Source organism: Aliiroseovarius sp. PTFE2010 (assembly GCF_049943335.1).
Lineage (GTDB): Bacteria > Pseudomonadota > Alphaproteobacteria > Rhodobacterales > Rhodobacteraceae > JBNFVY01.
The window spans coordinates 326,425-341,427 of sequence record NZ_JBNFVY010000002.1 but is presented as its reverse complement, the minus strand read 5'-3'; the positions used below and the strand labels follow the sequence as shown (position 1 = coordinate 341,427).

At 63.8% G+C, this 15,003-nt stretch carries 14 protein-coding genes; 4 read left to right on the top strand and 10 right to left on the bottom strand.

The genetic code is table 11. The features are described 5' to 3' along the window. Positions 1-113: 113 nt before the first annotated feature. From rimI to trpS, 6 genes are all read right to left on the bottom strand, one after another. Positions 114-533, bottom strand: a complete 420-nt coding sequence (gene rimI, locus ACP2AV_RS05525) for a ribosomal protein S18-alanine N-acetyltransferase (protein WP_426371686.1) — start codon at positions 531-533, stop codon at positions 114-116. Then, on the bottom strand, positions 530-1,210 hold the full coding sequence (tsaB, locus tag ACP2AV_RS05520) for a tRNA (adenosine(37)-N6)-threonylcarbamoyltransferase complex dimerization subunit type 1 TsaB (RefSeq protein ID WP_426371685.1): 681 nt from the start codon (positions 1,208-1,210) through the stop codon (positions 530-532). The genes rimI and tsaB overlap by 4 nt, the downstream gene beginning before the upstream one ends. Positions 1,211-1,217: 7 nt before the next feature. Next, a complete protein-coding gene (locus ACP2AV_RS05515) occupies positions 1,218-1,778 on the bottom strand; it encodes a NifU family protein (protein WP_426371684.1) in 561 nt (186 codons plus the stop codon). A gap of 79 nt (positions 1,779-1,857) precedes the next feature. Further along, on the bottom strand, positions 1,858-2,313 hold the full coding sequence (locus tag ACP2AV_RS05510; RefSeq protein ID WP_426371683.1) for a universal stress protein: 456 nt from the start codon (positions 2,311-2,313) through the stop codon (positions 1,858-1,860). Between the two features lie 48 nt (positions 2,314-2,361). Beyond that, positions 2,362-3,414: a hypothetical protein gene (locus tag ACP2AV_RS05505; RefSeq protein WP_426371682.1), complete on the bottom strand. Its 1,053-nt coding sequence runs from the start codon at positions 3,412-3,414 to the stop codon at positions 2,362-2,364. Positions 3,415-3,740: 326 nt separating this feature from the next. Beyond that, complete coding sequence (gene trpS, locus ACP2AV_RS05500; protein ID WP_426371681.1) at positions 3,741-4,757, bottom strand: tryptophan--tRNA ligase; 1,017 nt, start codon at positions 4,755-4,757, stop codon at positions 3,741-3,743. Positions 4,758-4,851: 94 nt separating this feature from the next. On the opposite strand from trpS, the gene ACP2AV_RS05495 reads away from it, so the two are divergent. Next, positions 4,852-5,541, top strand: a complete 690-nt coding sequence (locus tag ACP2AV_RS05495) for a rhomboid family intramembrane serine protease (RefSeq protein WP_426371680.1) — start codon at positions 4,852-4,854, stop codon at positions 5,539-5,541. 5 nt (positions 5,542-5,546) lie between these two features. Here the strand turns inward: ACP2AV_RS05495 and murJ are convergent, their stop codons facing one another. From murJ to ACP2AV_RS05480, 3 genes are read right to left on the bottom strand one after another with little or no spacing between them, the layout of a single operon-like run. Continuing rightward, complete coding sequence (gene murJ / locus ACP2AV_RS05490) at positions 5,547-7,100, bottom strand: murein biosynthesis integral membrane protein MurJ (RefSeq protein WP_426371679.1); 1,554 nt, start codon at positions 7,098-7,100, stop codon at positions 5,547-5,549. Beyond that, positions 7,100-9,943 carry a [protein-PII] uridylyltransferase gene (locus tag ACP2AV_RS05485; protein WP_426371678.1) on the bottom strand — a complete coding sequence of 948 codons (2,844 nt, stop codon included), beginning with the start codon at positions 9,941-9,943 and terminating at the stop codon, positions 7,100-7,102. The genes murJ and ACP2AV_RS05485 overlap by 1 nt, the downstream gene beginning before the upstream one ends. Next, positions 9,903-11,087 (bottom strand): penicillin-binding protein activator, encoded by a 1,185-nt coding sequence (locus ACP2AV_RS05480; protein ID WP_426371677.1) that lies wholly within the window; start codon positions 11,085-11,087, stop codon positions 9,903-9,905. Before ACP2AV_RS05480 ends, ACP2AV_RS05485 begins: the two co-directional genes overlap by 41 nt. Positions 11,088-11,198: 111 nt before the next feature. On the opposite strand from ACP2AV_RS05480, the gene rsmI reads away from it, so the two are divergent. From rsmI to gshB, 3 genes are read left to right on the top strand one after another with little or no spacing between them, the layout of a single operon-like run. After that, a complete protein-coding gene (gene rsmI, locus ACP2AV_RS05475) occupies positions 11,199-12,059 on the top strand; it encodes a 16S rRNA (cytidine(1402)-2'-O)-methyltransferase (protein WP_426371676.1) in 861 nt (286 codons plus the stop codon). Then, on the top strand, positions 12,056-12,418 hold the full coding sequence (locus ACP2AV_RS05470) for a YraN family protein (protein WP_426371675.1): 363 nt from the start codon (positions 12,056-12,058) through the stop codon (positions 12,416-12,418). Before rsmI ends, ACP2AV_RS05470 begins: the two co-directional genes overlap by 4 nt. 58 nt (positions 12,419-12,476) lie before the next feature. Next, complete coding sequence (gene gshB / locus ACP2AV_RS05465) at positions 12,477-13,415, top strand: glutathione synthase (RefSeq protein ID WP_426371674.1); 939 nt, start codon at positions 12,477-12,479, stop codon at positions 13,413-13,415. Here the strand turns inward: gshB and ACP2AV_RS05460 are convergent. After that, positions 13,412-14,926, bottom strand: coding sequence for a YifB family Mg chelatase-like AAA ATPase (locus ACP2AV_RS05460; protein WP_426371673.1), 1,515 nt, complete (start codon positions 14,924-14,926; stop codon positions 13,412-13,414). The two genes, gshB and ACP2AV_RS05460, sit on opposite strands and share 4 nt — an antisense overlap. Between the last annotated feature and the right edge of the window lie 77 nt (positions 14,927-15,003).

Below are 15,003 nucleotides of genomic sequence, written 5' to 3'. Positions count from 1 at the left end.
TATTCTGTTCATCAACAATTAAGGGGGCGCGTCAGCGGGGGGTCAACAGGTTTTTGACCATTTGGTCGCTGTCAGTTGGGAAACTGCCTGATAAATGGGTGGATAACGAAGCGTCAGCTTTGCGCAAGTGCCCGCGACATGAGCACCGCGTCAACTTTGCTGCCATCGGGGCGGGTGTAATAGTACGCCCTGCGCCCGGATTCGCCATAGCCCGCGCGGGTATACAGCGCGACGGCCGGCGCGTTGTCGGATGCCACCTCAAGGAACGCCGATGTGGCGCCTTGGGCGCATGCGTCCTGTTCGAAATCGGCCAGCAGGACGCGGCCCAGCCCTTTGCCTTGGGCCTGCGGCATCACCGCAAGGGTCAGCAGTTCAGCCTCGCCCAGCACGACACGGCCCATGACAAAGCCCTGCGGCCGCGTCACCACAAAGGTGTTTGGCTGTGCGATCAGCGTGGCGATTTCGCTGGCTGACCAGGGGCGCGGGGTCGTGAATGCCGCCTGGTGGATGTTGGCCAGCCCTTTGGGTGTCATGGCAGCAGCACGGGGGCCGGATCGCGCGGGGGCGCCGCGTCGGCAGGTTTGACATAGAGCGGCGAGGGCGGCGGCGCGGCCATGCCACGGCGCGCGAATGCAAACTGCGCCATATTGGCGATGCGGTCCGCCTGCGACACATCATCATAGCGGATCAGCGGCGCATCCAGATCCCCAAGGGCGTCGGCGGGAACAAGTTTCGGCTTGGACATTTGCGCGGTCATCCCGGTCATCTTGGCCAGATAAGCGTGGTCGCGCGGGCCGGGAACCGCGACGTAATAGGGCAAGCCCTGGGTCAGGCTTGCCGCCTGGAATGCGGACACGCCGATGGCCGGAATGCCCAACCCCATGGCCAAGCCGCGCGCCGCGGACACGGAAATGCGGATTCCGGTGAAATTGCCGGGCCCGATGCCGACGCCGATGGCGTCCAGGTCCGGCCAGGTCAGGTGGCGTTCGGCCAGAAATTCTTCGAGCATCGGCATCAGCCGTTCGGCTTGCCCGCGGGCCATATCTTCGATCCGCGTCGCGACCGGCCCGATATCGGCCAGGTCCGGTTTGTCGGATGCACCCGGTTTGTCGGTTGGGCTGGGCAGCCCGCGTGCTGAAACGATCAGTCCCGCCAAACAGGCGGGACCGGACGTATCAAATACCAGGATTTTTGGACTGCCTGCCGTCATGGATGCATCATGCTGCGACGGGCCGCACCTCAAGCACCTCGGGGATGAAGTGGCGCAGCAGGTTTTCAATGCCCATCTTCAGCGTCAGCGTCGATGACGGGCAGCCAGCGCAGGCGCCTTGCATGTGCAGATAAACCACGCCGCGATCAAACCCGTGAAAGGTGATATCGCCGCCATCCTGCGCCACGGCCGGGCGTACGCGGGTGTCCAGCAGTTCCTTGATCTGTTCGACGATATCGCCATCGGGGCCGTCATGTTCGGCATGACCGGCGGCGGCGTTATCGCCTTCGATGACCGGTGCACCGGACTGGAAATGTTCCATGATCGCGCCCAGAAGGCTGGGCTTGATGTGATCCCAATCGACATTTTCGGATTTGGTGACCGTTACGAAATCATTGCCAAGGAACACGCCGGTCACGCCATCAACAGCGAACAGGCGCTGCGCCAGCGGACTTTTCGCGGCGGTGTCGGCGGACGGAAAATCAGCGGTGCCGGACTCCAGAACGGTATGCCCGGGCAGGAACTTCAACGTCGCGGGGTTCGGGGTTGATTCTGTCTGAATAAACATAGCGTTTCCTTAGCGTTCTGGTCAGATATATGCGCTGTGCGGCCGGGAAAGTCAATAACTTAGAACAATTCTAAATCCCTCAGGTAATCGCTTCCAGACGCTCTTTGGACATCTCGCCGGGCACGACTGTGATCGGGATTGGCAAGCTGCCCGACCGTTTCGTCAACTGCGACACCAGCGGGCCGGGGCCGGACTTGTCGTCGCCCGCGCCCAGCACCAACACGCCGATATCGGGGTCTTCTCTGACCTGGCTGAAAATCTCTGGCACCGCGTCACCTTCGCGGATCACCAGTTCGGGGTCGATGCCCTGCCGGTCGCGCATCCATTTGGCAAAGACCTCGAAATGGGCGACGATACGTTCGCGCGCTTCTTCGCGCATGATGTCGCCGACACCGATCCAGTGGTTGAATTCTTCGGGTGGGATTACCGACAGAATCGTCACCCCGCCCCCTGTGTGCGCCGCCCGCATCGCGGCAAAGCGCATGGCGTTCAGGCATTCGCGGCTATCGTCGAGAATGACGAGGAATTTGCGCATACGGTCTGTCCCTTGCAGTTCGCGCCGATGATGACCGAGGATATGGTCTTAGGCAACACGGCCCTTTCGCGGGCGCAAAACAAGGCGCAATGTTTCTGAAATCAACGCCAGCAGCAGCCCGAATGTGGCCGCGATCAGCGACAGCGCGACCAGTGCGGCGCGGCTCAGACGGGTCAGCGCACGAAATGCCCGCGATTTGCCCAGAACATGCAGCGTGGCGCGGGTGCTGGCGCCCTGCGTTTCGGCCAGGTTCGCCAGTTTGCGCGCATCGTCGGGGCTGTCGATATAGCGGGCCAGCACCAGCGCATCTGCGGTTGATGTCGCGGCGCGCACCCGCCCCATGTCGCCCGCCAGCGCGCCCAGCGCCGCCAGTTTGGCCATATCGACGCTGTCTTGCACCGGGGTGCGCCCGACCAGCGCGCCGGGCAGGGCAGGCCAGTCGATATCGATATCCGCGGCGCGCCGCAGGCTATGGGAAAACGCGGGCGTAATCGCCCCCATCCGCCGCGCGGCGCGCAGCACCGAAGCCCCCGCCTTGATCGTCAGCGAACTGCCCCCCGACGCGACGGCCAACCCGGTCGCCGCCAGCCCGGTGACGGCAAGGCCCGCGTCCAGCTTGTCGACCGCGCGCCCCATCGCGGCGTCCGTTCCAGCGCGGCGCAGGGCGTTCAGATCGCCCAGCGGGCTCAGTTCGACGGGGATGGCGCAGGCGGCCATTTCGGCGATGCGCTTGCAGGTTGCGATATCATAGGCACAGGCCGCACAATCGCGCACCGTGGCCTGTACGCTTTCTTCGCGGGCGGCAAAGGCGGCCATTTCGTGCAGCAGCGCCGGGTCAGGTTGGATCCCGTGCCCGAGCGCAAGATCGAGCACCAGTTGCAGGCGGTCATAATCCTGTGCCTCCAGCGCCACCCGCAGATCGGCATCGACCCATTCAGGGGTGACGCGCCAGGCCGTGGCCCGTGCCAGCGCCCGGTTTGCGCCCTGTTGGCTGCGTTCCACCATCATTTGCGCCAAGGGGTTGGCCTGTAGCGCCCAGATGGTTGCGCCCGCCGAAGCCAGAGTGACGAGCAGCAAAAGACGATGGACCAAACGGATCATGACGGCGCCCCCCTTGGTGCACGATAGCGCCGCCAGATGGGCGATATAAGGGGCAACGCAAAACCCCGGCGGGCGACCGCCGGGGTTCGAACGGGCCGAAATTTCCCGTCTGTTCTTGCGATGTCGCCGCATGCGCCAGTTCTGAAATGCGGGCGCGGTTGGGATGGGACACGGGATTGGGCGCCACCGCGTGCTCTAGCTTAGGTCGGGATTGATTCTGCGCGATGACCCGTGCGTGTCACTTGCGTGACATCGTCTGGACGCATCAGAATCCGGGCGTAACCGAACCCGGGCGCGACAGAACCCGGGCGCAACAAAACCCGGACCTAACGGACAAACCCCACGATATCGTAGGTTTTTTTCAAGACCGGCTCGGCGATATTGCGGGCCTGCTCCGCGCCGCGGCGCAACACCGCGTCAATTTCGCCCGGTTGATCCATCAGGCGGGCCATTTCGCCGCTGATCGGGGCCAGTTTTTCCACCGCCAGTTCGGCCAGCGCGGGTTTGAACCGCCCCCAACCGGCGCCGGCATACTCGGCGATCACCTGCTGGGGCGTCTGATCGGACAGCCCGGCGTAGATATCGACAAGGTTGCGCGCTTCGGGGCGGTCTTTCAGCCCCTCAAGATCGCTTGGGAGCGGTTCGGGATCGGTGCGCGCCTTTTTGAACTTTTTTGCGATGGCGTCGGCGTCATCGGTCATGTTGATCCGCTCCATGTCGCTTTCGCCAGATTTCGACATCTTTTTCGTCCCGTCCCGCAGGTTCATCACGCGCATGGCCGGGCCCTCGATCACGGGGATGGTTTCGGGGAAAAAGTCGACCTTGAAGTCGTGGTTGAATTTGTTGGCGATGTCGCGGGTCAATTCGACATGCTGTTTCTGGTCTTCGCCCACCGGCACGTGGGTGGCATGATACAGCAGGATGTCCGCCGCCATCAGCGACGGGTAGGCATACAGCCCCAGCGACACTTTTTCCGTGTTCGATCCGGCCTTGTCCTTGAACTGGGTCATCCGGTTCATCCAGCCCACGCGGGCCACGCAGTTGAAAATCCAGGCCAGCTCGGCATGGCCCGATACCTGCGATTGGTTGAACAGGATCGATTTTGCCGGGTCGATGCCGCTGGCGATAAAGGCGGCAGCAACCTCGCGCGTGGCGCGGGTCAGGGCGGCGGGGTCTTGCCAGACGGTGATCGCGTGCATGTCGACGACGCAATACACCGTCTCCATCCCTTCATCCTGCATGGCGACCCAACGCTTGATCGCGCCCAGGTAATTGCCCAGGGTCAGCCCGCCCGAGGGTTTGATCCCCGAAAAGACGCGCGGTGTGAATGCAGTTTGCGACATCTGTTTGCTCCATCTGGATTTATGCGCCGGGCTGGCTTACCCATGCAGGCAAAGGGCGTCAAGGAAGCGCCAGCACACCAGGGAGCCCGAGCAGATGCCCGATCCGGCCAAAGACGAAATTCCATTCAACCCCTTGCCGCCTATGGTGATCGCCCTTGCCGTCGTGCTGGGCGCGATCGAACTGGTGTTTCAGGCCGGCAGCGCGGGGATAATCGGCGGGCAGGCCGGGATCGGTCTGCGGGCCGAGGCCGTGGATGCCTTTGGCTTTTCAGCCCCGTTGATGGATCTGGTGGCCGATCGTGGGGCCTGGTCGGCTGAGGTGCTGATGCGGTTCGTGACCTATGCCTTCGTGCATGTATCGGCCACGCATGTAATTTTCGTGATCGTGTTCCTGCTGGCGCTTGGCAAGATGGTGGGCGAGACTTTTGGCAATATTGCCGTTCTGGTGATCTTTCTTGCCGCGTCCGCAGTTGGCGCGCTGGCGTTCTGGTTGCTGACCGGCACCCAGGCGCGGTTGATCGGCGGGATGCCGGGGGCCTACGGCATGATCGGGGGCTATACTTTCATGCTTTGGGTCGGGCTGGGCGCGCTGCATCAAAACCAGATGCGGGCGTTCACGCTGATCGCTTTTCTGATGGGGATTCAACTGCTCTTCGGTCTGCTGTTCGGCGGGCCACCTGATTGGGTGGCGGATCTGGCGGGCTTTGCCACGGGGTTCGTTGTCGCGGCCCTGTTTGTGCCGGGCAGCGGCACGGCGATGCTGAAGCGTTTGCGGCGGCGCTGACGCGCTCAGCTGGTCGGGCCGCGCCTAAGCGAATCGCGGATTTCCCGCAGGCTGACCGCACCGATGGCCAGGCCGCTCCCGCCATAGGCAAGCATCGACAGGGCCACCAGAACCAAAAGCGCCAGCGCCCGCATCCCGCCGCCCGCGGCAAACCAGGGGGCCAGCCATTGCGCCAGGCCCCAGGTGATTGCGCCCATCAGCGCCGATGCCGCCAGGATACCCAGCGTGCGCCGTTTCAGCCGCGCATCGGGCTTGGTCGCATCGCCCATCCGGCGCGATCCGCGCCATAGCAGCACCACCATGACCCAGCCCGCGGCCGAGGTCGCAATGGCCGCCGCCAGATAGCCCAGAACCGGGGCCAGCCCGATGGCTACCACCGCGTTCACCACCATCGCAACCAACGCATAGCGAAACGGGGTCTTGGTGTCTTCGCGTGCGAAAAAGGCCGGTTGCAGCACCTTTTGGATCACGAAGGCGGGCAGGCCCAGCCCGTAGATCGCCACCACAAGCGCCGTGGCGCGCGCGTCTTGTTCGGTAAACCTGCCGCGTTCGAACAGGGTCGAAATCAGCTCGTACGGGATGACGATCAGGGCGACGGCAGCGGGCACGGTAAACAGCAGCGCGAATTCGAAGGCGCGGTTGAACGCATTCTTGCCGCCCGCGTCATCGCCCGCGCGCAGGCGGCGCGACAGATCGGGCAGCAGGACCACGCCAATGGCGATGGCAATCACGCCCAAGGGCAGTTGATAGAGCCGATCGGCCAGGTTCAGATACTGGATCGAGCCTTCGAAAAAGCTGGCGACTTGCCGACCCACCAGCAAGTTGACCTGGACCACCCCGCCCGCCAGCGCCGCCGGGGCCGCAATGATTGCCAGGCGTTTCATTTCGGGCGAAAAATGCGGCCACCTGGGGCGCAGGTCATACCCGGCCCTGGCCGCCGCACGCCAGACCAGCGCAAGCTGGGCGATGCCGGCCACCGGCACGGCCCAGGCAAGCGCATCGCCCACCGGATACCCCATCTGGCGCGCCCACAGCATGGCCGCGATCAGCACAATGTTCAGCAAAACCGGCGCCGCGGCGGCGGCCGCGAACCGCCCCGTCGCGTTCAGCACGCCCGACAGCAACGCAGCAAGGGAAATGAACAGCATATAGGGAAACACGATCCGCCCATAGCCGACCGCCAGATCGAACCGTTCGTCCCCGGCGAAACCGGACGCCATCGCCAGCACCAGCCAGGGCATCGCAAGCTGCGCCAAAACGGTCAGAACGATCAGGATCGACCCAAGCGCGGCCATCGCGTCCTGCGCATAGCTTTTGGCATCTTCGCCTGCTTCGACGCGTTTGGCGAACTGCGGCACAAAGGCCATGTTGAAGGCGCCTTCGGCAAAAAAGCGGCGGAACATGTTGGGTAGGGAAAAGGCGATGACAAAAGCTTCGGCCACGGGGCCGGCGCCCAGATAGGCCGCAAACAGGATGTCACGCAAAAAGCCCAGAACGCGGCTGGCCAGCGTCCAGACGCCCACGGTCAAAAAACCGCGCATCAGGCGGATCGGCTTCATCAAGCGGCGTCCGACGCGCGTTTCGCCCCGGCCTTGATCGCGTCGCGCAGCTTGTTGGCCAGTGCCTTTTGCTTGACCTCAGAGTGCAGTTTCAGCCCGAACATATCCTTGACGTAAAACGTATCGACGGCCTGCGTGCCATAGGTGGCGATCTGGGCCGACGCGATCGACAGGTTGTTGGCCGCCAGCGTCCGCGACAGATCATAGAGCAGGCCGGGCCGGTCGCGGGTGTCGACCTCGATCATGGTGTAGATTTCCGAGCCGTCGTTGTCGAAGCTGATCGCGGTTGTGTGGCTGAACTTGCTTTCGCGTTTTTTGATGATGTCGCGTTTGACCAGTTCGTCGCGCGCGACGACTTCGCCCAGCAATGTCTTGTGAATCATCTGGCGCAGGCGGGGCAGGCGCGCTTCCTCGTAGGGATGGCCATCGGCATCCTGGATCCAGAACACGGCCGACACGTAGCCGTCTTTCGACGTGAAGGTGCGCGCATCGACGACGTTGGCGCCGACCAGCGCCAGCGCCCCGGCCAGCCGCGAAAAGATCCCCGGGTGGTCGGTCATGCAGAAGACCGCGCGGGTTGCATCCCGGTCTTGGTCCAGCATCAGGTCGATGTTGATTTCGCTGTCTTCGACGTCACGCAGCAGCTTGGCCACGGCGACGTGAACCGAGGTTGGCAGACCTTGCCAATAGGGGCCGTAGTGGCGGTTCACTTCGGTGCGCACATCCTTTGCCGACCACCCGGACAGCTCGGCGCGCAAGGCGCGCTTTGCCTCGCCCTCGCGGGCGTCGCGGTTGACGGCCTCAAGCCCGTGTTCCAGCGCGTCGGCTGTCATCCGGTAGAGATTGCGCAGCAAGGCGGCCTTCCAGTTGTTCCATGTGCCGGGGCCCACGCCGCGAATATCGCACACGGTCAGCACCGTCAGCAGATCCAGCCGTTTCTTGGTTTTCACCGCCTTGGCAAAATCGCGCAGGGTGCGCGGGTCGGACAGGTCACGTTTCTGCGCCATGTCGGACATCAGCAGGTGATAGCGCACCAGCCATTCCACGGTTTCACATTCCTGCGGACGCAGCCCCAGGCGCGGCGCGACCTTGCGCGCGATCTGGGCGCCCAGGATGGAATGGTCTTCGTTGCGGCCCTTGCCGATGTCGTGCAGCAGCAAGGCAACGTAGAGCACCTTGCGGTTCACGCCATCCTCAAGGATTTTCGACGCGATCGGCAGTTCTTCGACCAGGCCCCCGCGTTCGATCTGCGACAGGGTGCTGATACACTGGATCGTGTGTTCGTCCACGGTATAGTGGTGGTACATGTTGAACTGCATCATGGCGACGATGGCCTGAAATTCAGGGATAAAGGCGCCCAGCACCCCCAGTTCGTTCATCCGGCGCAGCCCGCGTTCGGGGTTGCCGTATTTCACAAGGATTTCAAGAAACACCTGCGCGGCTTCGGGCCGGTTGCGCATTTCATCGTCGATCAGGTTCAGGTTGGCGGTAATCAGGCGCATCGCATCGGGGTGGATCAACAGCCCGGTTCGCAGCGCTTCCGCAAAAAGACGCAGCAGGTTCAGCTTGTCCGACAGAAAGGCCGCGTTGTCTGCAATGGCCAGACGACCGTTTACGATGTGATAGCCGGCAGATGGCTTGCGGCGGCGTTTGAACAGGCCTTGCAGGCGGGGGGGCGTCTTGACGTGCTGGCCTTCGAGCGAGGTAAGCAAGATCCGCGTCAGCTCTCCGACCACGGTCGCGTGACGGAAATAATCCTGCATGAAATGTTCGACCGCGCGTCGCCCGCCCCGGTCCGAATAGCCCATGCTTTCGGCCACGGCGACCTGCATGTCGAAGGTCAGCTGGTCCATGGCGCGGTCTGCGATCAGATGCAGGTGGTTGCGCACGGCCATCAGGAACGTTTCTGCTGCGCGAAAGCGGGTGAATTCTTCGGTCGTGAACACGCCGTGATCCACCAGTTCCCCGACATCGCGCACGTTTTCCACGTATTTCGCGATCCAGAACAGGGTTTGCAGGTCACGCAGCCCGCCTTTGCCTTCCTTGACGTTCGGTTCGACCACGTAGCGCTGGTTGCCGCGTTTCTTCAGCCGCTCGGTGCGTTCCTCAAGCTTGGCTTCCACGAATTCCGACGCCGAGCCTTCCACGATGTCCGATTGAAACCGTGCGCGCAATTCTTCGGCCAATGGCGCGTATCCGCACAAGAACCGCTGTTCCAGCAGGGCCGTGCGGATGGTGAAATCCTCGCGCCCCAAACGCACGCAATCCTTGATGGTGCGCGAAGCATGACCGACCTTCAGGTGGAGATCCCAGAACATGTACAGGCAGCTTTCGATCACGCTTTCGGCCCAGCCGGTGATCTTGTAGGGGCTGATGAACAGCAGATCGACGTCTGAATAGGGGGCCATTTCGCCGCGCCCGTATCCGCCCACGGCCAGCACCGCCAGACGTTCGCCCGAGGTCGGGTTGGGGCGCGGGTGCAGATGTTCGATGGACACCGCCACCACCGCGCCGACAAGACAGTCGGTCAGCCAGGCATAGGCGCGCTCGGCGGGGCGGGCGTGGCTGGGGCCGGGGTTTGCTGCGATGGCGTTTGCAATCGCTGCGCGCCCGTCATTCATCGCATCGGACAGCTGTGCGACGACGGCCTTGCGCAACTCAGCCGCAGGCAGGTCCGAAGCGATCCGCGTTTGCAGCGCCGCGATCAACCCGTCCACGTCCAAAATGGCGTCGGTCGGGCAGATCAGGTCATCCGTCTGCGCAGGGAAATATGCGGTGAATGGCGATTTGGGGCGGGCCGGATCAGAATCCGGCGCCGCCGAAACGTCTTGGGGCAGGGTCAATTTCGATTACCTGATTGTTCTGGATGGTCGCAATGGACAGACCGCGTTCATTCGTACCATCGGGCAAAAGACGGAAGATACCGTTTACGCCGGCAAAGCCGGACGCGCGCGTCAGTCCCGTGGTGGTCAGGGCGTCCGGGTCACCCGATTGGATCAGCGCGCCAATGGCCGCAATCCCGTCATAGGCCAAGCCTGCGGTCGGCAGCGGCGGCTGCCCGTAGGTGCTGTTATAGCGCTGCGAGAAATTGGCGGCCATGGCCCGGTCCGGGACGGCGAACCAGCCGCCCTGAAGGCCCGGCAAGGTCACGGCTGACGCGGGAATGTCCCACCGTTGCAGGCCCAGCCACTGAATCCGGTCAGGCCCGGCGCCGTTTTCCGGCAGCAACTGCGCAAGGAACGGCAGCGCCCCGTCATTGCCGGACGCCAAGAACAGCGCATTGGCGCCCGAATTCTTGACGGTGTTGGCAATGCTCTTCGTGGCTTGGACGATGCCTTGCTGCGACATCTCGAAGCTTTCGGTGGCCACGACGGTGCCGCCGACGTTGGCCATGGCGCGGGCGATGGCGTCGGCGCCGATCTCTTCGGCGGGGCTTTGGCCATGCACGACCACGGCCGCTGATTTGCCGCGCGAGGCCGCGTAGCTGGCCAGCCGGTTGGCCGTGTTCTGGAACGTCGGGCCAAGCACGAACACGTTGCCGCCGGCCACGGCGGTGTTGTTCGAAAATGCCAGCACGTTCACGTTTTTCTTGGCAGCCGCCACGCCGGCCGCTGCAGCATTCTGCGCATAGAGCGGCCCAAGAATGATCTTGGCGCCGTCATTCACCGCGTTCGTTGCCGCGATGGCGGCCTGATTGGCATCCCCCCCCGTCGGGTAGACGCGCAGGTCGATATTTGCGTTCCCCAGATCGGCAACCGCCAGGCGCGCCGCGTTTTCCAGCGACTGGGCCACGATATTGTCACCATCCGTTGCCGAGCCCGCCGGAACCAGCAGCGCGACCTGGACAGGTTCGCCGGAATCGATCCGCTGACCGGACCCGCCAGGCAAGGTGAAGGCCCCCGGATCACAAGCGGCAAGAGCGACAACAGATCCCGCGAGTGCGAATCGGGTCAGTGACTTGCGGGCGCGGCGCAAAAAGGCAAACATGGGCGAAATCTCACTCCGGTAAGGGCTACAACAGATGACAGCGTCGGCATTCCCACGCGACACTAAGCATATGCGCGTTAAAGGTAAACGCCACCAAGGGGAACTTGGCCGATGAATTGGCAGAAGGTGCCGCTTTGCGCTGGCCTGACGTTCGTGGCCACGCCGATCGGGTCGGCGCGCGATATCACGCTTCGGGCACTGGATGTTCTGGCATCTGCCGACGTTCTGGCCGCCGAAGACACGCGCACCCTGCGCCACCTGATGGAAATCCACGGTGTGCCCTTGGCTGATCGCCCGATGATTGCCTACCACGATCACAACGGCGCCGACGTCCGCCCCCGCCTGATCCGCCTGATGCAGGATGGCAAATCGCTGGCCTACGCATCCGAAGCTGGAACCCCTGCCATCGCCGATCCCGGCTTTACCCTAGCCCGCGACGCGCTCGAACAGGGTCTGCCGGTCACGTCCGCGCCCGGGCCCTCGGCGGTCATCACCGCGCTATCGATTGCGGGCCTGCCGACGGACCGGTTCCTGTTTGCCGGCTTTCTTCCGCCGGCCAAAGGCGCACGGGGGCAGGCGCTGGGCGAACTGGGCGCGGTGCCTGCGACGCTGGTGATCTATGAATCCCCGAAACGCGTTCACCGGACCTTAAACGAGATGTGCGAGGCATGGGGGAATGATCGGCAGGGCGCCGTCTGCCGCGAACTGACCAAGAAATTCGAAGAGGTCAAACGGGGCACCCTGGCCGAGCTGGCTGATTGGTGCGCCGGGCGGTCCCTGAAGGGCGAGGTTGTGTTGCTGGTCGATCGCGACCGGCGCCAAGCCACCGGCGAGGATATGGAGAGCGCGTTGGAAACCGCGATGCAGACAATGTCGGTCAAGGATTCGGCCACCGCCGTGTCCGAGGCGCTGGGCCTGCCACGGCGCAAGGTCTACCAGGCCGCGCTGGCCATGGCCAAGGACGATCAATGAGCCGCGCCGCGCGCGGACGGTTGGGCTATCACGCGGGCCTGTCCGCAGAAGCCATCGTGGAACAGGATTACCTGCGGCGCGGCTACAGCCTTGCGCAGCGGCGCTATCGGGGTCCGGGCGGTGAAATCGATCTGATCGTGCGCGGGCGCGACAGCGTCATCTTTGTCGAAGTCAAAGCCAGCAAGACCCATGCGCAAGCGGCGGCGCGCGTCAGTGCCCGCCAAGCCGCGCGCATCCAGACATCTGCATCCGCCTTCGTGGCGAACGAGCCGGCCGGCCAGCTGACCGATATGCGCTTCGATGTCGCGCTGGTGGATGCCAGCGGCGCGATCGAAATTCTGGAAAACGCGTTCATGTGATTGATTATACCCACGCGCTGCCCCATCTTCCGGGCAAACAAGCCAAGGAGACGCCCACGTGGCCCTGAACGTCGCCATCCAGATGGACCCCGTCGAAGCCATCGACATCAACGCCGACAGCACCTTTCGCATTGCCATCGAAGCGCAGGCGCGTGGCCATTCGCTGTTCTACTACACGCCCGACAAGTTGGCCTTTGAAGATGGCCGCGTGACCGCGCGTGGCTGGCCACTGGAGCTGCGGCGCGAAGTCGGCAACCACTATACCCTGGGCGAAGAACAGGTCGTCGATCTGGCCGACATGGACGTGGTCTGGCTGCGCCAGGATCCGCCCTTTGACATGGGCTACATCACCACCACGCACCTGCTGGAAATGATCGGCGGCAAGACGCTGGTGGTCAACGATCCGTTTTGGGTGCGCAACAGCCCCGAAAAGCTGCTGGTCTTGCGTTTTCCTGACCTGACGCCCCCGACCACCATTGCGCGCGATCTGCAGACTCTGAAGGAATTCAAGCACAAGCACGGCGATATCATCCTCAAACCGCTCTACGGAAATGGCGGTGCGGGGGTGTTCCGTCTGGACCCGAACGACCGCAACCTCAGCTCGCTGCACGAGCTGTTCACCGGCATCAACAACGAGCCGCTGATCGCGCAAAAATTCCTGCCCGATGTGTCCAATGGCGACAAGCGCGTGATCCTGGTCGACGGCGAACCGGTGGGCGCGATCAATCGCGTCCCGCAGGCGGGTGAGACCCGTTCGAACATGCATGTAGGCGGGCGGCCCGAAAAGATCGCGCTGTCCGATCGCGACCGCGAGATTTGCGCCGCCATCGGCCCGGTGCTGCGCGAAAAAGGCCAGATCTTCGTGGGTATCGACGTGATCGGCGACTATCTGACGGAAATCAACGTGACCTCGCCCACGGGGATTCAGGAATTGGAACGTTTTGACGGCACCAACGTCGCCCAACTGCTGTGGGAAGCGATCGAGGCCAAGCTCTAGGCGTCTGGCGCGCCGATCATCCGAAAGCTGAGCGCTTCAGCCAGATGGGGCAGGCGCACATCCTGTGCGCCATCCAGATCGGCGATGGTGCGCGCCACGCGCAATACCCGATGATAGCCGCGGGCCGACAGGGCGAACCGGTCGGCGGCGCGTGCCAGCAGGGCCGTACCGTCTGCACAGGGGGTTGCGATTTCGTCCAGCAGGGGGCCCTGCGCATCAGCGTTGGTGCGCACCCCCGCCATCCCATCATAGCGCGCGCTTTGCACGGCCTGCGCCGCAGTCACGCGGGCCGCGATCTGGGCAGACGTTTCCCCGCTGGCCGGCAGGTCGAGGTCTTGAAACCCGACGGGGGGCACTTCGAGGCGCAGATCGAACCGGTCCATCAGCGGCCCCGATATCTTGCCCATGTAATCTTCGCCGCACAGCGGCGCTTTCGAGCAGGCCCGGGCGGCATCGAACAGGTGCCCGCAACGGCATGGATTTGCGGCGGCCACCAGCATGAAGCGGCTGGGATAGCGGATATGGGCATTGGCGCGGGCCACCGTGATTTCGCCGGTTTCAATCGGTTGGCGCAGTGTTTCCAGAACGCCGCGCGGGAATTCGGGGAATTCATCCATGAACAGCACACCATTGTGGGCCAGCGACACTTCGCCCGGCTTGGCACCGCGCCCGCCCCCGACGATGGCCGCCATGGACGCGGTGTGATGGGGTTCGCGAAACGGACGCGTGCGGGTCAGCCCGCCGTCGCCCAGCAGCCCCGCGACCGAGTGGACCATCGAAGTTTCCAGCGCCTCGATCGGTGACAGCGGCGGCAAAATCCCCGGCAGGCGCGCGGCTAGCATCGATTTGCCCGAACCCGGCGCGCCGATCATGAACAGGTGGTGGCGCCCCGCCGCCGCGATTTCCAGCGCCCGTTTGGCGCGCTCTTGCCCCTTTACGTCGCGCATGTCGCCGCGAAGGTCGACCTCTGGCGGCTGACCCGGTTCGGCCGATGGCAGGACCGACTGGCCCGTCAGGTGCTGCATCGCGCCGTGCAGCGATTGCGGCGCGATCACGTTCGCCGCGCCGACCCATGCCGCTTCGCCGGCGCAGGGTTTGGGACACAGCAGGATCGCGTCATCTTCGGCCGCAGTCATTGCGGCCGGCAGCGCGCCATTGACCGCGACCAGCGATCCGTCCAACGACAGTTCACCCAGTGCGACCACGTTTTCAAGCTGGTCAGCGGGGATCACACCAATGGCCCCCATGACCGCCAGCGCAATCGGCAGATCAAAGTGCGACCCTTCCTTGGGCATATCCGCTGGGGAAAGGTTCACCGTGACCTTTTTCGACGGCAGCGCGATGGCCATTGCGCCCAAGGCGGCGCGGATGCGTTCGCGCGCTTCTGACACGGCCTTGTCGGGCAGGCCAACCACGGAAAACGACGGCAGGCCGGGCGACACCGCGCATTGAACTTCGATGCGTTTGGCCTCGACCCCTTCGAAGGCAACTGAATACGTGCGCACCACCATGTCCGGCTCCTTCTGAACGGAACATGGTTAACGCCGGCACCGTTAGCAAAGGGTTAACCCGTCAGGGCCAAAGCGGC